This is a genomic window from Borreliella japonica, assembly GCF_900099615.1.
GTDB classification, from domain to species: domain Bacteria; phylum Spirochaetota; class Spirochaetia; order Borreliales; family Borreliaceae; genus Borreliella; species Borreliella japonica.
The window spans coordinates 244,472-264,748 of record NZ_FMTE01000002.1; the positions used below are offsets into that span (position 1 = coordinate 244,472).

Below are 20,277 nucleotides of genomic sequence, written 5' to 3' on the forward strand. Positions count from 1 at the left end.
AAGGAGAATGCCTATGGTGCATGATAAAACACTAGAACCAAAATTATTTCAAAGTCTACTAGACAATAGTCCTACCCCTTATCACCTAATAAACTACATTGAAGAGAAATTAATAAATTATTTTAATGCACAGCAATTAAAACTTGATGAAAAATGGAAAATTGAAACGGGGTCGTACTACATAAAAAAAGAAGGAACCAGCCTTATTGCCTTTAATATTGATGTTAAAAAAAAATATGAACCGTTTTTAATAGCAACAGCACATACGGACAGTCCAGGATTAAAATTAAAAATAGATGCAACAAAAAAAACAGGTGGCGTATTCTACAACCATATTGAAGTTTATGGTAGCCCAATAATTTCTACCTGGATTGACAGAGACTTAAGCTTAGCAGGAATTGTATATTTCAAAAAAAATGAAAATATTAATTCAAAACTAATCAATATTGAAAACATAGGAATTATTCCAAACCTTGCAATCCATTTAAACCGACAAATTAACGAAGGATTTGGATATAATACCCATGACAATTTAACAGTAATTAACAGCACCAAAAAAACAATAAAAGATAATATTTTAGAACAACTTGGAATAGAATATGAAAATTTTCTATCTTGCGATCTAATATTCACAGAATCACAACCTTCTAAGATAATAGGAACTGAAGGAGAATTTTTGGCTTCCAAAAATCTTGATAACAAATCGGGATGCCATGCAATCATGAACTCTTATATTCATACAAGTAATAATAACAATAAAATAGCTGTATTTTTTGATAACGAAGAAGTAGGATCTTTAACATCAAGGGGCGCTGATTCCAATTTTTTATCAGAAGTTTTAGAAAGAATCGATATTGCTCTTAACTTAACCAGAGAAGAGCATTTGATAAAAACAAACAAATCATTTAATATATCGATTGACAGCGTTCACGGCATTCATCCAGGATATACATTTAAACATGATCCAAACTATCAAGCAACTCTAAGTAGAGGCATAGTTGTAAAAAATAGTGCCAATTTCAAATACGCAACAACCTCAACAGGATTTGCAAAATTAAAAAATTTGGCTATTAAAAATAATATTAAAATTCAAGAAATAATAATGAAAGCGAATGTTCCTTCAGGCACAACAATTGGCCCAATCTCAAATGCAAGAACAGGAATAGAAACTATTGACATTGGAACACCAATGTGGGCAATGCACTCCCTGCGAGAAACAGTATCAATAGTTGACCATATAGAAGCAATTAAATTGCTAAGAGCTTTCTTTGAAAAAGGAATTTAAAATTGGAAAAAATAAAAGAAATAATTGTGGTTGAGGGAAAAGATGATCTTAAAAGAATAAAAGAATCTTTCGACTGCACAGTAATAGAAACAAAAGGATTTGCTTTAAAAATCGAAACTATTAAATTACTAAAAAAAGCTTTAAAATACAAAGGAATAATAATTTTAACAGACAGCGATAAATCTGGAAATATTATTAGACAAAAAATAGTCAAACATCTAGGAAAAAATAACAAAATCAAACATGCTTATCTTAATACTAAAGATACCGAAGTTGAATCGGCAAATAAAACAGAAATAATAAAAATACTCAAAGAAGTCGGAACTTTATCTCGGGATAATCAAAAAGATTTATTAACATTAAGCGATTTGCTAGAACTTGGCATAGTAGGAGAAAACTCAAAAAAAAATAAACACATAATACAAAAACATCTTTGCTTGGGACATGGAAATAACAAAAAACTACTAGAAAGGCTTAATTACTTTAAAATAACAAAAAGAGAACTAGAAAAACAATTAACCTTTAATTAACTCCCCCAGAAGGACTTGAACCTCCGACCTAGTGGTTAACAGCCACCCGCTCTACCACTGAGCTATAGGGGAAATTGAACACTAAAAGTATTATCTTAAATTTAAAAATTTTTGTCAATTATTTTCCAATATTTTTAAAATCCCATTAGCAAGAATTTTGGAATCTTGATCTCTAAGCTTAGAAGATCTAATAGACCAAGCTTCCTCTGGAAATGCCAAATTTCTAACCTCTATTAAAAGCTTAGTCATTACTATATTGTTTCTTAAAACATGAAGATTTTGACCCTTAATGTAAAAACTTCTTTTCATTCCTTCTGTAATTTTTTCTGCTACAGACTTTGAATGAATATCATATTTTTTATCGTCATCTTTTTGATAATAAAAACCCATGCTCTTAGGCGCTCCAACGCTATTATCCGCATGCAAACTAAAAAAAGCTATATCCTTATCTTTAATATTTTTATATTTACTAACAATATTTTTAACAACAATCAATCTTTTTTTAAGGCCCGATGGAGTACCGCTTATCCAGGAATCAACCGTATCATTTTTATTTAAGTCATAATCATTGTAAACCTCATTTTTTACATTAACAAAAGTATTATTAGCAAAAACACTATTCCTAATTAAATGATCAGGGGCTAAAACGGTAAGTTCTACATTGGCCCCTTCCTCTTTAAGATATACATAAAGCCTTAAAGCAATATCATAAACATATTCATCTTCAACAACAAAAACTTCGTTTCCAAGACCATCTCTAGACTTAACAATAGCTCCAGGATCAAGACCCCCGTGACCAGGATCAAGAATTATTAATTTATCTTTAAGTCTTGATCCTTTATTAAACCTAGAATTCACCAACTTCTCAAAACTTTTGAAAAGTTGAGTCGCCTTTTTATAAGAATTTAAAGGAGAATGCCAATCTTCTGAATAAAACTCACTTGGTTGACTTATCTTTCTTGGTCTATACCAATAATAAAAATCACCAACAACCTCAAATATTGGTATTTTAGAGTCTAAAATAACCAAAGAGCTAATATCAAAAAGACCTTGATTGACAGTAATTCCAAAAGTATTTAAATTAAGCTTTTTGTTTTTATTTGAAGGAAGATTAACTATTGTTTGAACTTTATCAGAAGAATTAGAGCTAGAATCAACCTTGTTTTTAGTATATAAATCGTTTTTAGATTTAATTATAGAAGAATCGATTGAAAGCTTTTTATCAAAAATTTTCAATTTTTGATCGTGCATAATACTGTTACTATTTAAATTATTCCAATTTTTAAGATCCTCAATCAAAACACCATAATGTCTTGCAATGCTATATAAAGTCTCTCCTACAGCAACTGAATGATAGATAAACTGATTATTTGTTTTTTTATCAATTTTTAAATCTCCCTTAATAGGCTTTTCTAAATCATTATTTACGATCTTTAAAACATTTAGCAGTGAACCTGCTTTAAGATTAACAGCCCGATTACCATTAAGAGTTACAAGATCTTTAGCAGTAACACCATAAATATAAGCTATTCTACCAAGAGTTTCTCCTTTTTTAACATAATGAAAATTAACATTCTCAGTGGCTTTCTTTAAAAAAAGCTGTTGCCCAATCTTTAATTTATCATCATTGAGAAAATTAAATTTTAAAATATCCTTAGAGCTAATATCAAAATCCTGAGAAAGTTTTGAAAGCGAATCGCCCTTTTTAACTACATAAGGCTTTAAAAAATCAGGCTCACTTAATACAAGCTTTATTCCAACTTTAAGATCTTTAGAGCGCAAATCATTCCAAGCTATTATCTCTTCCTTACTTCGTCCAACAAGCTTTGAGACACTCTCAATAGTGTCGCCCTCTTTTGCAGTGTAAAAAATTACTCCCTTATCGACAGATTCTAAAGAATTAAGAGAATGATTAACCTTATGAGTAATATTTTGATCTAAATTAGAATTAGAATCACTTGGAATAATCAATATTTGACCTACCCTAATATTGTCAACACTAAGCTTATTAATCCTTTTAAGATCGTTTACTCTAGCTTTATACTTAATTGCAATTGAAAAGAGAGTATCTCCTTTGACAACCTTATGCTCAAAATCAGCATTAAGATTATCAGGACTTATTATCACAAAATAAAATAAAATAATAAGTTCTATAATTTGAAAAACACAAAAAGTTTTACTTTTCCTTAATGCCAGTATTTTGAACAATGTAGTCATAAATTATCCAATAATAATCATATTTTTTAAAGAAAAAAGTATATCTTTTGGAAATATAAAAATGCCCATCGTCAAAATATAAATCAGCAATCACTTTACCAGCAGTATCAGAATAGGTTGTCTCAATAATAGAAAATTCATTTGGTACTTTTGAAATATCTGAATTACTAGAATTCCATAAATATTCCTTATACTCTTCAACTACATTTTTATTGGGAACAGATAACAACTTTTGCTTGTAAAGATACGCTTTGCCTTTGTCATTTAATAACAAGCCTTCAATATCAAGATATAAAAAAAATTTTTCTTTTTTTCCAAGCTGCAATGCCTTTAATAAATATTCAACAATCTCGTCGGGAGACAGTTTTTTCTTTTTCAAGATATCTTGAATATCCTTATTTTCAGACAAATTAACAAGATCTATACCAGCTGGATTTTCATCAAAACTATCATTTAAAAAAAGCATAATAATATTGGATTCTTTTTTCTTAGATGGATCTGAAATGTCTGGGAAAAAAATGCCCTTAACAAAATAAACTCCATCTTTACTAAACTTAACAAATTGATTTAAGTTAATAACTACAGAAAATTTTTCATTAGGTCTCAAGCTCATATTTCTAACAGGAATAGCAACATTTTTAGATCTCTTTTTAACATATTCAATAGGTCTTTTAACTTTAATATTGGTGGTATCAGTAACATCAAAATCAAAGCCAAAAGAATTAATATCACCTATTTCTAAAGTTAAAACACTGTCAGATGCATTACTAAGAGAAACTTCAATAAAAACATTACTGTTGACACTGTAAATAGATTGATTAAAAAACTTGATTTTAAAATCAAGGCCCTTATAATCTTCCGCAAACAAAACAAAAGAAATACTCGTAAAAAAGATACAAAAAAGCAATTTTCTAACTTTCATAAGTTCCCCTCAAAACCTAACCACATTATATATAAAGAAAGTAATAATACCTATAGTATATTATTATACTAAATTAATTAAACAAAAAGGTAAAAAATGAATATAGATAAAGAACTAACAACAATATTAAAAAATAATTCCAATTTAAAAAAAATTAAAGAATTTTTAGAAAAAAATACATTTTTTTCATTAGCAGGGTATGAAGGATTTTTCAAAGCTTTTTTAATTAAAAAAATCAAAGAATATAGCAAAACTGGAAAAATAATATTAATAGTTAAAGACGAACATACATTAGATAAAATCAAAAATGATTTAAAAGTAATTACAAATCAAATCTTTGAGCTTAACTATTTTAGTCCCCTTGTATACAAGGGCATTGGCTCAGAAACTACAATCTTTAACAAAAGAATCAAATTCTTGATCAATTTTTATAAAAAAAATCCTGGAATATACATTACAGTCTTAAAATCATTGCTCAGTAAAATACCCAATAAAAATACACTACTAAAGAATATATGTAAAATTGAAAAAAATACTAAAATTAATAAAGCAGACATTGAAAAAACTCTAATAACATTGGGATATGAGAAAACACTCAGAGTAACAATTCCAGGAGAATTTACAATAAAAGGAGAAATTATAGATCTATACCCTTTTGAAGAAGAAAGTCCGGTAAAAATTTTACTAAACTTTGACAAAATAGAAGAAATAAAAAAATTCGATCCTTTAACCCAATTAGAACAGAACAATGAAATTTTAGAATTACAAATTCTTCCAAAAAAAGAAATCATTTGGAATGATGAAGCCATTAATAACCTAAAAACAAAAATTAAATCCGTCGAATATAAAAAGATTCTTGAAGAATTGAATTTTAAAAAAGAAACAAAAATAGAAGAAATGTTTTATCCACTAGTAGCAAATACTTACTTAAGTGATGAGATTGAAAAACACACACCTATTGTAAACTTTGAAATTAACAATTTCGAAAAAGAAATTGAAAAAATACACCAAGAATATGAAAAGCTTTATAAAGAAGCAAGAGAAGCTGGCAAAAATACAATTGATCCAAAAAGAATTTTCTTAAATTCTAAAACCTTTAATATAAAAAGTAATGTTTTATTTTCAGAAATTAAAAGTTCTAAATCCAAAGAAATTGTAGAATTTAAAATTGAAAGCAAGAAAAGCTTTTTTTCAAATATTATGCTTACAAAAGAAGAGTTCAAAACCTGGCTAAAAAATGGATTTAAAATCATTATTGCAGCAGAATCTGAATCGCAAAAAGAAAAACTTAAATACATTTTCAAAGAATTACCGAAAGTATCAATTGAGGTTTTAAAAATATCTAGCTCTTTGATAATAGAAAAAGAAAAAATTGCCATTATTCTTGAATCAAATATCTTTGATACAGGACAAAAAATAAATAAAACATTTGAATCTTCAAAAACAAAAGCTATTGACTCTTTTATTGAGATTGAGAAAAATAGACATGTAGTCCACATAAACCATGGGATTGGCATATTTAGGCAAATTAAGAGAATAAAAACAAGTTCTCTTGAAAAGGATTATATTGAGATCGAATATGCTGAAGGAGAAAAACTATTTATTCCAATTGAACAAACAAATTTAATCCAAAAATACATTGGGGGTGATCCTAAAAATATTAAATTGGATAAAATTAGTTCTAAAACATGGATAAAAAATAAAGCAAATGCAAAAAAAAGAATCGAAGAGATTGCAGATAGACTAATAGAACTTTATTCAAAAAGAGAAAGCATTCAAGGTATTAAATATCCAAAAGATAACGAATTACAATTATTATTTGAATCTGAATTTCCATACGATGAAACTCCAGATCAAATAACAGCAATAAAAGAAATCAAAAAAGACATGATGAGTTTCAAAGTGATGGATCGCCTTCTTTGTGGAGACGTTGGATTTGGAAAAACTGAAGTCGCAATGAGAGCTGCGTTTAAAGCTATAATGGGAAACAAACAGGTCATTGTACTCTCACCAACAACTATCTTAGCAGAACAGCATTTCAATACATTCAAAAAAAGATTCAAAAATTTTCCAATCAAAATAGAAGTATTAAGCAGATTTATAAGAAATAACACAGAAAAACGGATTTTAAAAGAATTGAAAAGCGGAGAAATTGACATAATAATAGGAACACACAAAATTCTTTCAAAAAAATTCACCTGTAAAAATTTGGGATTAATAATAATTGATGAAGAGCAAAGATTTGGTGTAAAGGAAAAAGAAAAACTTAAAGAAATAAGAATTTCAGTTGATTGTCTTACTCTTTCTGCAACACCAATTCCCAGATCTCTTCACATGTCACTAATTAAACTAAGAGATATTTCAGTCTTAAAAATTCCTCCTAAAAACAGAGTAAAAATAGAAGCTTATTTAGAACCGTTTAGTGAACTTTTAATAAAACATGCTATTGAAAGCGAACTATCTCGAGATGGTCAAGTTTTTTTGGTAAATCATAATATTGAAGAACTGCATTATTTAAAAACGCTAATTGAAAAATTAACTCCTTATGCAAGGATTGCAATAATTCATGGAAAACTTACAGGAGACGAGATTGAAAATATAATGCACAATTTTATTGAAAAAGCGTATCAAATTTTATTGGCAACAACAATAATTGAAAATGGAATAGACATTCCAAATGCAAATACAATAATAATTAACAATGCAAACAAGTTTGGACTTTCACAGTTATATCAACTAAAAGGAAGAGTTGGAAGAGGATCAAAAAAAGCTTATGCTTATTTTTTGTACCAAGATAGCGAAAAGCTAAATGAACGCTCTATTGAAAGACTAAGAGCAATAACCGAATTTTCAGATCTAGGATCAGGATTTAAAATAGCAATGAAAGATATGGAAATAAGGGGTGTTGGGAATTTGCTTGGTAGAGAACAACATGGAGAAATTGAATCGATCGGATTGGATTGTTATCTAACAATGTTAAACAAAGCAATTGAAAAGAAAATGGGAAAAATCTCATCAGAAGACGAAGTTAATATTGAAATTAACTATAATGGATTTATTCCTGACAACTATGCAAAAAATGAACAGACTAAAATACTAATCTACAAAAAAATCTTTGAAATTCAAAATGAAGAAGAAAGTAAAAAGATAAGATCAGAAATTCACGACAACTTTGGCCCAATACCTAAAGAAATAAATAGTCTATTGATGTTAGCTGAACTTAAGATTTTAGCAAAAAAGTTAAACATAACAAAACTAAAAGAAACAAACAAGACTTTGGAAATAGAATATAAAGATACAGAAAGCATTCCCATGAAAAAAATAATAGAAATACTCCAAAAGCATCCTAATTTATTAATATTGAATCCATCGTATCAAAAATCAATATTCTTAAGCTTTAAAAATATTGAAAAATCTGAAAAAATGAACTACATATATGAAAATATTAACTTACTAAAAACAAATACATAGTTTGTCAAGCATAAAAGGAAAAAATGAAAATATTAATCATAAACACAGGAAGTTCTTCGTTAAAATTTACTATTTATCAATACGAAAATTCAAAAAAATTAATAACTGGAATTATTGAAAAAATAAAATCACAAAAATCAATCGTAAAGATTATAAATACTGACGGATCAATAACAGAAAGATTTGAGAAAGGAATTGAAAATCACCAAAAAGCAATAAAAAAAATGTTTAAATTATTGTTAAACAGCAATTTAAAAATCCTCGAAACTATCAGTGAGATTAAAATAATAGGACATCGAGTTGTACATGGGGGATCTAGTTTTAAAAATTCAGTAATTCTTAAAACTAGCATTTTAAGCAAATTAAAACAAATTTCTGAACTTGCTCCACTTCACAACCCAAATGCAATTACTACAATAGAAACAATACTTAAAATTCTACCACACACAAAACAAGTTTTATGTTTCGATACATCATGGCACCAAACTATTAAAGAACACGCATTTCTTTATGCAATCCCATATTCTTGGTATAAAAAATACAATATTAGAAAATATGGCTTTCATGGACTCTCTTATTCGTACATAACAAAAAGATCATCGGAAATTTTAAATAAAAAAATAGATAATCTAAATTTAATAATATTACATCTTGGAAATGGAGCAAGCATTAATGCCGTTAAAGATGGAAAATCTTATGACACAAGCATGGGAATTACTCCACTTGAAGGCCTTGTGATGGGAACAAGAAGTGGCGATATAGATCCATCAATTATTAATTTGATGAGCAGTTTATTAAATAAAAACACTAAACAAATTGAAGAAATATTAAATAAAGAAAGCGGTATACTAGGAATTTCTGAAAAATCAAATGACATGAGAGACATTTGGAACAAAATTAAAAAAGGAGAATATCAATCAAAACTTGCAGTAGAAATAATGACATACAGAATAAAAAAATATATTGGATCTTACATTGCCATTCTTGATTTTAACGTTGATGCAATAGTTTTTACAGGTGGGGTTGGCATTGTTGACTATGAAGTAAGAGAACTTGCACTAAAAGGGTTTGAAAAAATTGGAATAAAGTTAGACCTTGAAAAAAATAAAATGGCTCAAAATAAAAACTTAGAATCTGAAATATCAACCATTAAGAGCAAAGTAAAAATACTAACAATACCAACAAACGAAGAATCAAGCATTCTTGAAGACATTTATAATTTAATTCCAAAAAACTTGTAATTTTCAACCTTAAAACCTAAATTTAATTTATTTATTATAATCATTTTTTTATATTCAACTATCATAAAGTAAGGTTGCTTTTTTAACATTTTCCATTACTTGCCTTCCTTTTACTATTTCAAGAAGAGTAAAAGCAAATTCAAATGAAGTTCCAACTCCTTTAGAAGTAATAAAATTATTACTTCTAACAACATTCTCATCTAAAAACTCTCCATCAAACACATTTTTTTCCAAACCTGGATAACACGTAAACTTACTACATCCTAAAAGACCTTTAGCAGCAAGCACTACTACTGGAGAAGCACAAATAGCTGCAATAAATTTACCTCTGGCATTCATATCTTTTAAAATCAAATCCAATTCTTTCGAATTAAAAAGATTAGTAGCTCCAGGCATGCCTCCCGGAAGAATTATTAGATCGAAACAATTCTCTTTACAGTTTGATATTACATCATCTGCTAAAAAAGAAACGCCTCTTGAACTTGTTACAGAATTGTTATCATTTATGCTGATAACCTGAATATTAACATTACCCCGTCTTAAAATATCAATCGGAATTATAGCCTCAATATCTTCAAAGCCATTTGCAAGGATAATTCCCACTACCATTTACAACCCCTAATGCTGATGGAGGGACTTGAACCCACGACAACTCGGATATGAGCCGAGTGCTCTAACCAACTGAGCTACATCAGCTTAAACTTTTATTAAGTGTATAAATTCAATAATACTTTGTCAACGTTATTATTCAAAAGCGTTGTTATAAAGTATAATACAAAATGATTTGCTAATAAACATAGATACTAATATTAGCATTTATTATTTGTATGGTTAAATGAAAAGAAATTTTTATCTTATTGTTCTTTTTATAGCTCAAAACTGCTTTCCCATTGATTTTTGGGATACTATGGAAAGAGAAAAACTAGTAAATGAAATGGTAAGCAAAATGCAAGACCATGAGCTACTAGGACAAATGTTCATGATAAGTTATCCAGATCAATCAATAACAAATTTTGTTCTTGATTTCATAAGTAAAAAAAACCTTGGGGGAATTAAAATTTTTGGATGGAACGCAAAAAATTTAAAAAACTTAACAGAAAGTATTAATAAAGCTCAAAAAATATCTCAAAACAATAAATTTAAAATTCCTTTATTTGTAGCAACAGATCAAGAAGGGGGATTGGCACAACATGTAAAATCAAATACATCAGAAACAATTGGTAATCTTGGAATTGCAGCATCTCTGTCTCCAGAAGATTCTTATAATACGGGGTATTACATAGCACAAGAGTTAAGTAGGCTTGGAATAAATTTAAATTTTGCACCTATAGTAGATATATATAGTGACGAAAATAATTTCACAATAGGACCAAGAACATATTCAGATAACCCTAGAATAGTATCACTTCTTTCTCTGGCTCTTTACAAAGGTCAAAAACAAGGAGGAATAATTTCTACTGCAAAGCATTTCCCAGGACATGGCAACACCGATCTTGATTCCCATATAAATATTCCAATAATAAATTCTAATTTACTAGAAATAAACTTAAATGAACTTTTGCCGTATAAAATATTAATCCAAGAAAACATTCCGGTAATAATGACAGGCCATCTAGCATATCCAAAGCTTACAAATGGAGAAAATATTCCTGCATCATCCTCAACAAAAATAATTAAAGACATACTGAGAAATAAATTGAAATATAATAACATAATAATTACTGATGATCTCTTAATGAATGCAGCAAAATACAATAATGAGAGCATTTATAATACAATTGAAAGAATAGTTAGAACCAAAAGTGACATTTTTTTAATATCTTTAAATGAAAAGATACAAAAAAATGCTTACAACATGCTACTAAATTTAATGAAAAAAGATTTAGAAATAAAAAACAATATTATTGAATCTAATAAAAGAATATTAAGAATAAAATTGACCTACTTGAAAGAAAATAAAAACAAATCCGACCTTTATCCTAATTTCAATAAAGATGAGAAAATATATTCAAAAGAAGGTGAAAAATTTTTTGAACAAAACACATTAAGGGGTATTACAAAAGTAAGAATAGAAAAAGAAATATCTAAAACTAAAAAAACCCTTATAATATCTCCTTACTACAAAATGATTATAGAAGGCAAAAAAATATTTCAAAATACACATGCTTATTATTACGACTATTATCCCTTAAACGGAATTAATTCCCAAAAACTCAACGAAATTAAAAATTTAATTAAAAAATTTGAACAAGTCATCTTTAATTTATCAACACCTGGAAGCTTAAAATATTTAGAAAATTTGGAAGAATATAAAGATAAAATAAGCGTAATCGTATCTCTTACTCCTCAACATATCAAAAAATTAAATTGGATAAAAAACATAGTAATTATTTACGGAACAACACCTCTGGCATTTAAATCCGGATTTTTAACACTCACTAAGGATTTTGATCCAAAAGGAACTATCCCTTTAAGAAATATTATAAATAAATATTATCCTTAATGTATGCTAGCATTCGATTTTTTACAATCTCTAGAGAACCTTGTTTAATTCTAAACCCACTAGCATTTTTATGCCCCCCGCCTCCAAAATCTTCTGCCAATTTTCCAACATTAAAAGAATCTTTAGATCTCAAGCCAACTGTAATCGAACCGTCCTCCATTTCCTTTAAAATACCTAAAATTTCATTATTCTCAACATTGCTTAAAATCATATAAAAAAGTTCATTAACTCCAGTAACGCCACTATCTTTGCCAAAACTAGAAGAAAATAAAGATGTAAACAAAACCTTTCCATTCCAATAAGATTCAAGACTGTTTAACATTAACTTGAGAATTTCTATTGATTTTAGACTTTTGGTTGTTTCTATATAGCTGTGAACTTCTTTAAGGCTTATTCCTTTTGAAACCAGTCTTGCAACCATTTCAAAAGGCTCTGGATCACTTCTTGAAATAAATTTAAAAAAACCAGTATCAGTACAAAATCCTACCAAAATATACCAAGCTTCTTCTTTTGTAAGATCATATCCAAACTCTCTGATCAATTTTTCAATTAAAAAAGTAGTAGAAGGCGCAAAAGGATCAATATAGCCTACACATTTTAATTTTTCACCAGACATATGATGATCAATTACTAAAATAGGCATATCCTTTACGTAAAATGCAAATTCATCACCTATCCTATCTAAAATTGAGCAATCCAAAATAATAACTGAATAATCTGAAAGCTCAATATTAGGCCATTCAGATAAAAATTTATTCCTAAAAGGAATTATTTCTTTTCTAACAAAAGGACCTTCATTTAACAAAACAGAATTTTTACCAATTCTTGAGAGAAAAGACGATAAAGCTAAAGACGAACCTATGCAATCAAAATCGGGATCTTTGTGTCCGATAATAATAAAATTATTATGGTTTTTAATAAAATTAATAACATCTCTCATAGTAAAGTTCGCAAACCCTCCGTAAAACAAGTTTTTAGCTTGTTTTACATTGACTATATTACAATATTTCAATAAAATAAGCCACAAGAACTAATAAAATATAACAGACGGGAGCAATTGTGAAAAAACCAAAACAAGAAGATATCAATAAAGCATTTTATATGGCAGAAAAAGCAAGAAACAATTCATATTCTCCATATTCAAAATTCAAAGTAGGTGCCTGCATTAAGACTAAAACAAACGATTTTTTTATTGGAACAAATGTTGAAAATGCAAGCTTTGGAGCAACTTGTTGTGCAGAAAGAAGTGCTATTTTAAATATGATCGCAGAAATTGGCGTACAAACAATAGATTTTTTATTACTCAATACAACTCCTGAATCTATTCCATGTGCTATATGCTTACAAGTAATGACAGAATTTTTTGATCAAGATACAAAAATAATAATAACAGAATCTAACTCATTTAATGAAAACAAAATGCCAATAAAAATTTATACATTAAAAGATTTGCTTAAAGCTCCTTTTGATAGAAAAGAGCTACTAAGAGTAACATAATCTCAACTTTCAAAAAACTTGTAAAAAATTAAATCAATCTAATATCTTTAGAGAAACTACAGCATTTGCAAACCTATTTAATTTGTCACTTTCAAGAACACTAGCAGACAAATCAAATAAATTTAAAATAAGTTTTTTCTCATCAAAATTAAAATTGTATTCTAAATCCTCAAATAATAAAAAATTAATAATTGGAACAAATTTTTCCACAAAGCTGTATAAACTACTATCAAGCTCATAAGCTTCATAATAATAATTGAATATATCCTCTAATGACTTCTTGTCAAACTCTTTTAAAATCTCACAAAAATTATTTTTAATATTCTCAATCAAACTGTGCAAATTATTATTATTTAAAATATTTTTTTTACATTTCTTAACAAAAAAATCTGCTTGCCGCATAAAATATTCCTCACTTTTGCCTTAACAAGCCAAGATTGAGCTTGAATTTAATAAATGATAAAATGTAGCATTAATGCTACATTAATAAAATTATGTAATAATCAGGAGAATGTTACAATTATGGTCAAGGTAATAAGCTTAAAAAACATTCATAAATTTGCTTATTTAAAACTAGAGCCTTTAAAAAAAGAAGATGTTTACATTGTTTATATTGAAAACAATTCAAAACTAATTGCAAATCTTAAAGCAAAAGCAAAAGTTGGTCAAATTGAAATAATTCATTTTCATATTAATGATGATTTTAAATCAGAAGGTATAGAAAGAATAATGATTAGTAATTTAATTTACTACGGGAAAAAAAATAAATTTAAAACAATTTCATGCAAAATCACCGAAATACAAGAAGAGCTCTTAAGTTTAGGATTTGAAAATAGAGATTCTCAATATAAAAAAGAATTAACATCTGAAATAGAAGAAGATAAATTTGTAATGGGAATAGGAATAATTTCTATATTTACCGAAGTAGCATCAATATCTTCTAAGCTTACTGTAGGAATACTGTTTAACTCATTTGCACTTATTGCTGATGCTTTCCACGTCATGGCCGACTTTGTTTTATCTACAATAACTTATTTTAGTTTAAAAATTACAAGCAAACCTGAAACTATCCATTATCCTCATGGACACAAATTAATGGAAAGCTTAATAGCTTTTATCATGGGAATAATCATGCTTATGGCGGGATTTACACTATTTTTAAATACAACCGGATTAAATAAATTTATCACTCTTGGAGGAGAGTCTGGATTTAACCTACACATACACCAAAACAAAAATAAAAATGATAATATATATGAACATGACCACAGTCATGACCACAATCACGATGACCACGATCACGATGACCACGATCACAGTGAAGAAGACAAAAAAAATATACTAGAAATATTTTCAAATAAATCTCTTAAAAAAAGCTTATGGATACCAATAACCCCTTTCATTTTTTTTATAGTGAAAATAATAGAATATTTGACAAAATTCCAAATAGGGAAAAGATACAATAATCAACTTCTCTTAGCATTAGCTTCAGCTGATAAAAACTGCATATTCTCACATGGCGGGATTACACTAAGTTTACTACTTGCAACTTACATGTGGAGTGGTTTTGACAAAATTATGTCTATATTTATTGGCTTTATCATAATAAAAGAAGGACTTAACGTAATAATAAATAACGCAAACAATTTGCTCTCAAAGCAAAATATAGATCTTAAAAGAAGCGTAAAAGACACATTAAAAAATTCAAATATAAACTTTAAAACACTCAATTTTCACAATCAAGGTAACAAGCTTGTACTTTATATCAAAATAAATTTGAATTCAGAAAATGACTTTCAAAGTTTTATAAATAAAACACAAAATATTAAAAAAATCATAAAACAAGAACATAAAGAAATAAATGATATATATTTCTTAGTCTAATTAAATTAATAATAAACAAATAATTGACACTTATAATAAAGTTGTGCTAACATTTTAAACTGTAAGACGCAGGGTAGAGCAGTTGGTAGCTCGTCGGGCTCATAACCCGAAGGTCATAGGTTCGAGTCCTATCCCTGCTATGTTTATTTTTAATATGTGAGGAATTGATGAATAGAAAACAAATAGCTAAAGGTAAGCTTGTAAGGAGATTTGGCATTAACATTTTTGAGCAACCAAAATATGACAAAATCCTTAAAAAAAAGCCTCATCCTCCCGGAATGCATGGAAAAGCCAGAAAAGCTAAAATCACAGAATATGGAAAACAATTGATAGAAAAGCAAAAGATAAAGTTTACTTATGGTGTAAGCGAAAGACAATTAACCAACACTTTTAAAGAAGCTAGAAAACATCACGGTGTTACAGGAGACAACCTTCTCTCAATACTTGAGAGAAGAATTGATAATATTGTATATAGAGCTGGATTTGCCATCTCAAGAGCACACGCAAGACAAATAGTTTCTCACGGTATTATTAAATTAAATGGAAGAAGAGTCACAATCCCTTCAATAATACTAAGAGCAAATGATCAAATTCAAATAAAAGAGAAAGATAGCCTAAAAAAATTAATAAGATCAAATATAGAAAAAACTTCGTCTCTTAGAAATTTGCCAACTTGGATAGAAGTAAACGCTGATGATTTAAATATAAAAGTAAAGCATGCTCCATCAAGAGACGAAATACCTACACTTGCTAATGAGCAAATGGTTGTAGAATATTATTCTAAAAGAGCATAAAATATCTTTTATTTTTGTATTGTTAAATAAAAAAAGTGGCTAATTAGCCACTTTTTTTATTTGCCTTTTTTTTTACTCTTTGAAACATTTTTCCCCAAATTATTCTTAGCGAAAAAAGAGAAACCATTATTCTTTCCCAAACTTTTAGCATAAGGCTGAACACTAAAAGATGCCCTGCTACCTGAAGGCCTTCTAACTCCATCTTTCATATATTTACTCCTAAAATATAAATTTAAATATGTAAATTTTTAAATAATATTCAAATAATCAAAAACTTCTTCCAAGCTAGAGACAAACTTAACATCTATATTGTCCTTAACTTCTTCTGGAAGCTTAAAATAATCTTTTTCATTATCCTTAGGCAAAATAACTTTGTTTATGCCGTTTCTATAAGCTGCCAAAACTTTTTCTTTAATTCCGCCCACAGGAAGAACGAAACCTTTTAAAGTTACCTCACCAGTCATTGCAAGATCTAAAGGAACTTTCTTATCAGACAGTATTGAAGCAATTGCTGTTGCAATGGTAATACCCGCAGAAGGTCCATCTTTTGGTGTAGCTCCTTCTGGGAAGTGTAAATGAATTTCGGGACTTTCCTTTAAATCAAAATTAAGTTTAGAAGAATAGGTCTTAACTATAGAATATGCAAGCTGCGCACTCTCTTTCATGACAGCCCCAAGACTACCTGTTAGAATAATGTCTCCTTTTTTCTCAAACTTAGTTGCCTCAACAGGAAGAACTGTACCACCATAATTTGTCCAAGCAAGTCCATAAACAAATCCAGAAGAGTTAATCTTAATTAAATCCAAATTATATTCAGTGTCAACATAATTATAATAATTATTAATATTGATTATTTTATAAATACCTGGAATATCAGGATCATGAGTAAAAAGCGAATTATTTCCATGTATCAAAGAACTTGGTGAGTAAAAATTGCCTTTGATGATTTGATCCTTAGAATACTTATAAAGCAACTCCCTTACAAGCTTCCTAATCAAATTAGTTAAAACTCTCTTTAGCCCCCTTACACCAGATTCCATAGTATAGTTTCTAATTAAATTTAAAATAACATCATCCTCTATTCTTATATAAACTTTGTCTAAAAAACTCTCTTTAATTATGCTTGGAATCAAAAAAATCTTAGCAATCTCTAGCTTTTCAATATAAGAATAACCCTCAACTTTAATTATTTCCATTCTATCAAGAAGTGGCTTTGACATACCATTAAGAGAATTTGCTGTTGTAACAAATAAAACATTGGAAAGATCATAAGGGATTTCTAAATAATGATCTATAAATTTATAATTTTGCTCGGGATCTAAAACTTCTAAAAGTGCAGATTCGGGATTTCCTTTATAAGTATTATTAATTTTATCTATTTCATCAAGAAGAATAACAGGATTAGATTTGCCTGATCTTTTCATTGCACTAATAAAAACACCTGGAAGAGATCCAACATAAGTTCTTCTGTGGCCCCTAATTTCTGCTTCATCTCTTAAGCCCCCAAGGGATATTTTAACAAATTCTCTAGACAGTGACCTTGCAATAGATTCCACAAGAGATGTTTTACCAATACCCGGGGGCCCTACAAGGCATAAAATAGGAGCCTTGACCTTAGAATTAATTTGATAAACAGCTAAAAAATTTATTATCTTTTCTTTTGCTTCATCCATACCATAATGAGAATTTCTTAAGATAAACTCAATCTCACTTAAATGATTTTTCATAACAGTATTTTCATTCCACGGAAGATCTAATATTAATTCTATATAACTTCTAATAATATTAGCATCAGGAGAATTCATCTGCATTTTAGATAATCTAGAAATTTCTTTTTCAATCTTAGATTTAACATCTTCTGGGATATCTTTGGAATTTAATCTGTCAATATAATCGTTATCATCTTTGCCTAATCTTTTTTGTATCTCTTTAACTTGCTCAGAAAGAAAATAATCCCTTTGCCCCTTATCCAACTTAGCTCTAACTTTAGAATTAATATCTTTTTTAAGATCTAAAAGATCAATTTCAATGTTTAAATTAACAATTAACTTTTCTATTCTGATTTTAACATTCAACTCTTGCAAAAGTTCTGATTTTATACTATTTTCCAAGTTTGAATTAGAGGCTATAATATCTGCAAGCTTGCTTGGATTGTCAAAATAATTAATCGGCTCGCTATCACTATCATAAGATTTTAAAGATAAGGAATTTCTATAAACTTCATAAGTTTCTTTTAAAAATTTAGAGTAAGTGTAAAGCTCTCTGTTTAATACACTATCATCAGGCACAAAAGTAACTTTAGCTCTCAAATAATCATTTTTTTTCGAAACACTGCCTATAAGAACTCTACTTTGACATTCAACCAAAACTTTTACTACATCTTTACTGACCTTTATAACCTGGATAAGTTTAGAATAAGTGCCCACAGAGCATAGATTTTTAACTCCTCCTCTACTAAACTCATCACAATTAGATTCATTCGGATAAGCAAAAAGAATCAATCTTTCCTCTAACATAGACTGGGCTATGGAATTAATCACATATTCATTATCAAAGGTTACCCACAATGTCACATTCGGGAAAAGAACATTTTCTTTTAAAATAACAATCGGAAGATCTTCTTTTCTATTTTTTATCATATTTAAGATTGATTTCATATAACTCTTTTGCCCAAGGTTTTTTAATTGCATTGCCCACCAAAATTAATGGATTAATATCTGCATTTAAAACAGATTCTTTTGTGACAACAACCTTCTTAGTCTTACTAATCGAAGGAACCTCAAACATAACATCTTTAAGAAGACCCTCTAAAATAGATCTAAGACCTCTTGCTCCAGTATTTTTTAAAATAGCTTCATCTACAATTGACTCTAAAGCATCTTTTTCAAATACCAACTCAACATTATCCATTCTGAACATATGATAATACTGCTTAACAATAGAATTTTGAGGATCAACTAATATTCTCATCAAATCTTCTTTATTTAACTTTGCAAGATACGAATGAACAGGAAGTCTACCAACAAACTCTGGAATCAAGCCAAATTTAATCAAATCTTCCATTTCCAAATACTTTAATGAAGCGTCTTCTTTTATATTCTTTTTTTCAATTGCTGAAAACCCAATAGAACTCTTATTTATTCGATTCTTAACAATATTCTCAAGCCCAACAAAAGCACCACCACATATAAAGAGTATATTTTGAGTATTAATTTCAATAGTATCCTCATAAGGATGCTTTCTCCCACCCCTTGGAGGAACATTGGCAATAGTACCCTCAATTATCTTTAATAAAGCCTGTTGAACTCCTTCTCCAGAAACATCCCTTGTTATTGAAACATTTTCATTTTTTTTAGCAATTTTATCTATTTCATCTATATAAATGATCCCTTTCTCAGCTAAACTAACATCTCCATGAGCAGCATGTATCAATTTAAGCAAAATATTTTCTACATCTTCACCAACATATCCAGCTTCCGTTAAAGTTGTAGCATCTGCTATTGCAAATGGCACATTCATCTCCGCAGCTAACGTTTTTGCAAGTAAGGTTTTACCACTGCCTGTAGGTCCAACCAAAAGTATATTAGATTTTTCAATCTCAATACCATCATCATATTTATTATTTTTCAATATTCTCTTGTAATGGTTATAAACAGCCACAGATAAAACTTTTTTTGCATCTTCTTGTCCAACAACATGCATGTCTAAATGATCTTTAAGTTGTTTAGGAGTTGGCAAACCATTGGACTTAGAATTTAACGGCTTGCACAACTTTTCTTTAAAAAGATTGTGACATATTTTAGAACATTCAGGACAAATAGCTACTCCATTAGATATAACAACATTGCCCCCGAGCTCAGCAACACTAAGCCCGCAAAAAGAACATTCTTTTACTTTTTGACCTTTTACTCTTGCCATAAAAATTTTTACCAA

The 20,277-nt window shown here is 28.5% G+C and carries 15 protein-coding genes, 3 tRNA genes and 1 pseudogene; 9 read left to right on the forward strand and 10 right to left on the reverse strand.

The annotated features are described in order from the left end of the window. Nucleotides 1–13 precede the first annotated feature (13 nt). Both BLO14_RS01115 and rnmV read left to right on the forward strand, forming a co-directional pair. Complete coding sequence (locus BLO14_RS01115) at nucleotides 14–1,285, forward strand: M18 family aminopeptidase (protein ID WP_091971904.1); 1,272 nt, start codon at nucleotides 14–16, stop codon at nucleotides 1,283–1,285. A gap of 2 nt (nucleotides 1,286–1,287) precedes the next feature. Continuing rightward, nucleotides 1,288–1,834, forward strand: a pseudogene (rnmV, locus tag BLO14_RS01120) (ribonuclease M5). On the opposite strand, the gene BLO14_RS01125 reads toward rnmV, so the two are convergent. The 3 genes from BLO14_RS01125 to BLO14_RS01135 all read right to left on the reverse strand — a co-directional run bounded on the left by BLO14_RS01125 (nucleotide 1,816) and on the right by BLO14_RS01135 (nucleotide 4,954). Continuing rightward, nucleotides 1,816–1,887, reverse strand: a tRNA-Asn gene (locus BLO14_RS01125). The pseudogene rnmV and the gene BLO14_RS01125 overlap by 19 nt on opposite strands. 42 nt (nucleotides 1,888–1,929) lie before the next feature. After that, nucleotides 1,930–4,032, reverse strand: coding sequence for a LysM peptidoglycan-binding domain-containing protein (locus BLO14_RS01130; protein ID WP_091971906.1), 2,103 nt, complete (start codon nucleotides 4,030–4,032; stop codon nucleotides 1,930–1,932). Continuing rightward, complete coding sequence (locus BLO14_RS01135) at nucleotides 3,992–4,954, reverse strand: hypothetical protein (protein ID WP_091971908.1); 963 nt, start codon at nucleotides 4,952–4,954, stop codon at nucleotides 3,992–3,994. Before BLO14_RS01135 ends, BLO14_RS01130 begins: the two co-directional genes overlap by 41 nt. A gap of 96 nt (nucleotides 4,955–5,050) precedes the next feature. Between BLO14_RS01135 and mfd the strand changes: the two genes are divergently transcribed. Together mfd and BLO14_RS01145 are read left to right on the forward strand one after the other, a co-directional pair. Next, nucleotides 5,051–8,425 carry a transcription-repair coupling factor gene (mfd, locus tag BLO14_RS01140; RefSeq protein WP_091971911.1) on the forward strand — a complete coding sequence of 1,125 codons (3,375 nt, stop codon included), beginning with the start codon at nucleotides 5,051–5,053 and terminating at the stop codon, nucleotides 8,423–8,425. 23 nt (nucleotides 8,426–8,448) lie between these two features. Further along, entirely contained in the window at nucleotides 8,449–9,666 is a 1,218-nt protein-coding gene (locus tag BLO14_RS01145) for an acetate kinase (RefSeq protein WP_091971913.1), read from the forward strand. Between the two features lie 54 nt (nucleotides 9,667–9,720). Here the strand turns inward: BLO14_RS01145 and BLO14_RS01150 are convergent, their stop codons facing one another. Further along, the gene (locus tag BLO14_RS01150; protein ID WP_091971915.1) at nucleotides 9,721–10,275 is read right to left on the reverse strand and encodes a DJ-1 family glyoxalase III; all 555 of its coding nucleotides are present in this window, start codon (nucleotides 10,273–10,275) and stop codon (nucleotides 9,721–9,723) included. A 13-nt stretch (nucleotides 10,276–10,288) separates the two neighbouring features. Next, nucleotides 10,289–10,362 (reverse strand) — tRNA-Met (locus tag BLO14_RS01155). 211 nt (nucleotides 10,363–10,573) lie between these two features. Here BLO14_RS01155 and BLO14_RS01160 point away from each other — a divergent pair. Then, a complete protein-coding gene (locus tag BLO14_RS01160) occupies nucleotides 10,574–12,169 on the forward strand; it encodes a glycoside hydrolase family 3 N-terminal domain-containing protein (protein WP_091972287.1) in 1,596 nt (531 codons plus the stop codon). Here BLO14_RS01160 and BLO14_RS01165 read toward each other — a convergent pair. Further along, nucleotides 12,147–13,109 carry a DHH family phosphoesterase gene (locus tag BLO14_RS01165; protein WP_091971917.1) on the reverse strand — a complete coding sequence of 321 codons (963 nt, stop codon included), beginning with the start codon at nucleotides 13,107–13,109 and terminating at the stop codon, nucleotides 12,147–12,149. The two genes, BLO14_RS01160 and BLO14_RS01165, sit on opposite strands and share 23 nt — an antisense overlap. Nucleotides 13,110–13,228: 119 nt before the next feature. Here BLO14_RS01165 and cdd point away from each other — a divergent pair, with 119 nt between their 5' ends. Next, nucleotides 13,229–13,666: a cytidine deaminase gene (gene cdd / locus BLO14_RS01170; RefSeq protein ID WP_091971919.1), complete on the forward strand. Its 438-nt coding sequence runs from the start codon at nucleotides 13,229–13,231 to the stop codon at nucleotides 13,664–13,666. A gap of 33 nt (nucleotides 13,667–13,699) precedes the next feature. Here the strand turns inward: cdd and BLO14_RS01175 are convergent, their stop codons facing one another. Then, a complete protein-coding gene (locus BLO14_RS01175) occupies nucleotides 13,700–14,068 on the reverse strand; it encodes a hypothetical protein (protein WP_091971921.1) in 369 nt (122 codons plus the stop codon). 120 nt (nucleotides 14,069–14,188) lie between these two features. Here BLO14_RS01175 and BLO14_RS01180 point away from each other — a divergent pair, with 120 nt between their 5' ends. The 3 genes from BLO14_RS01180 (at nucleotide 14,189) to rpsD (ending at nucleotide 16,344) form a co-directional block, all read left to right on the forward strand. Beyond that, the gene (locus tag BLO14_RS01180) at nucleotides 14,189–15,550 is read left to right on the forward strand and encodes a cation diffusion facilitator family transporter (protein ID WP_091971923.1); all 1,362 of its coding nucleotides are present in this window, start codon (nucleotides 14,189–14,191) and stop codon (nucleotides 15,548–15,550) included. 67 nt (nucleotides 15,551–15,617) lie between these two features. Then, nucleotides 15,618–15,690 (forward strand) — tRNA-Met (locus BLO14_RS01185). Nucleotides 15,691–15,717: 27 nt separating this feature from the next. Continuing rightward, nucleotides 15,718–16,344: a 30S ribosomal protein S4 gene (gene rpsD, locus BLO14_RS01190; RefSeq protein WP_091971924.1), complete on the forward strand. Its 627-nt coding sequence runs from the start codon at nucleotides 15,718–15,720 to the stop codon at nucleotides 16,342–16,344. Between the two features lie 56 nt (nucleotides 16,345–16,400). Here rpsD and BLO14_RS06085 read toward each other — a convergent pair whose 3' ends face one another. Genes BLO14_RS06085 through clpX form a run of 3 tightly spaced genes read right to left on the reverse strand, consistent with a single transcriptional unit; the run spans nucleotide 16,401 to nucleotide 20,262 of the window. Beyond that, on the reverse strand, nucleotides 16,401–16,553 hold the full coding sequence (locus tag BLO14_RS06085; protein ID WP_091971926.1) for a hypothetical protein: 153 nt from the start codon (nucleotides 16,551–16,553) through the stop codon (nucleotides 16,401–16,403). A 39-nt stretch (nucleotides 16,554–16,592) separates the two neighbouring features. Then, nucleotides 16,593–18,983: an endopeptidase La gene (gene lon / locus BLO14_RS01200; RefSeq protein ID WP_091972291.1), complete on the reverse strand. Its 2,391-nt coding sequence runs from the start codon at nucleotides 18,981–18,983 to the stop codon at nucleotides 16,593–16,595. Continuing rightward, on the reverse strand, nucleotides 18,970–20,262 hold the full coding sequence (gene clpX, locus BLO14_RS01205) for an ATP-dependent protease ATP-binding subunit ClpX (protein ID WP_091972289.1): 1,293 nt from the start codon (nucleotides 20,260–20,262) through the stop codon (nucleotides 18,970–18,972). The genes lon and clpX overlap by 14 nt, the downstream gene beginning before the upstream one ends. Nucleotides 20,263–20,277: the final 15 nt, after the last annotated feature.

Bases quoted from the DNA above. Each gene is read 5' to 3' on its own strand.
- BLO14_RS01160 (WP_091972287.1), top strand. From the start codon at position 10,574: ATGGAAAGAGAAAAACTAGTAAATGAAATGGTAAGCAAAATGCAAGAC.
- clpX (WP_091972289.1), bottom strand. From the start codon at position 20,262: ATGGCAAGAGTAAAAGGTCAAAAAGTAAAAGAATGTTCTTTTTGCGGG.
- lon (WP_091972291.1), bottom strand. From the start codon at position 18,983: ATGATAAAAAATAGAAAAGAAGATCTTCCGATTGTTATTTTAAAAGAA.
- BLO14_RS06085 (WP_091971926.1), bottom strand. From the start codon at position 16,553: ATGAAAGATGGAGTTAGAAGGCCTTCAGGTAGCAGGGCATCTTTTAGT.
- BLO14_RS01115 (WP_091971904.1), top strand. From the start codon at position 14: ATGGTGCATGATAAAACACTAGAACCAAAATTATTTCAAAGTCTACTA.
- BLO14_RS01180 (WP_091971923.1), top strand. From the start codon at position 14,189: ATGGTCAAGGTAATAAGCTTAAAAAACATTCATAAATTTGCTTATTTA.
- BLO14_RS01165 (WP_091971917.1), bottom strand. From the start codon at position 13,109: ATGAGAGATGTTATTAATTTTATTAAAAACCATAATAATTTTATTATT.
- BLO14_RS01145 (WP_091971913.1), top strand. From the start codon at position 8,449: ATGAAAATATTAATCATAAACACAGGAAGTTCTTCGTTAAAATTTACT.
- BLO14_RS01130 (WP_091971906.1), bottom strand. From the start codon at position 4,032: ATGACTACATTGTTCAAAATACTGGCATTAAGGAAAAGTAAAACTTTT.
- BLO14_RS01175 (WP_091971921.1), bottom strand. From the start codon at position 14,068: ATGCGGCAAGCAGATTTTTTTGTTAAGAAATGTAAAAAAAATATTTTA.
- BLO14_RS01135 (WP_091971908.1), bottom strand. From the start codon at position 4,954: ATGAAAGTTAGAAAATTGCTTTTTTGTATCTTTTTTACGAGTATTTCT.
- BLO14_RS01150 (WP_091971915.1), bottom strand. From the start codon at position 10,275: ATGGTAGTGGGAATTATCCTTGCAAATGGCTTTGAAGATATTGAGGCT.
- rpsD (WP_091971924.1), top strand. From the start codon at position 15,718: ATGAATAGAAAACAAATAGCTAAAGGTAAGCTTGTAAGGAGATTTGGC.
- mfd (WP_091971911.1), top strand. From the start codon at position 5,051: ATGAATATAGATAAAGAACTAACAACAATATTAAAAAATAATTCCAAT.